Source organism: Vibrio sp. 10N.222.49.C9 (genome assembly GCF_041474985.1).
In the GTDB taxonomy this organism is placed as follows: Bacteria; Pseudomonadota; Gammaproteobacteria; order Enterobacterales; family Vibrionaceae; genus Vibrio; species Vibrio crassostreae_C.
On record NZ_JBFRVD010001072.1, the window covers coordinates 1 to 422 of the forward strand.

The 422-nt window shown below is 46.7% G+C and carries 1 protein-coding gene; it reads left to right on the forward strand.

Features of this window, described 5'->3' with window-relative positions:
- On the forward strand, positions 1-234 hold a 234-nt coding region (locus AB4585_RS26940), incomplete at its 5' end, for a hypothetical protein (protein WP_372171800.1).
- Positions 235-422 lie beyond the last annotated feature (188 nt).

The following is a 422-nucleotide window of genomic DNA, read 5'->3' on the forward strand; positions in this document are numbered from 1 at the left end:
CAACTTACTCGCCCAGGGGCGGTCGATTCGGTGCTTTTGCCTATGCGGTTATCGCGTTTATTGGTTGAGGTGGATGTATTGACGTTGGCTGTACGAACTGGGGTGGTCGAGGTTGATAAGGGTTCGTATCGATTCGCAGATAAAGTGTTGGGCGGTAATTACAACGCTGCGCTAAAAACACTAACCGTTAATGCGTCGGTTCTTGAGCAGATGCTTTGTGAAGTAAAAAAGTAGGAGTGGACTTATGAGTAATGAAATGAAAGATCGTCATGCGCTGGTTCAGTACCTTGTGCAAATGGATAATCCCCACGTCCAATCTCACCGTTTGCTAGGTGAGCTCGATGGAGTTTCGGTAACGATGGTGTACTTGAAAGCAGGTACCAAAGTTGCTGTTAAAGCTAAAGCTGTTGGCCGAAATATGG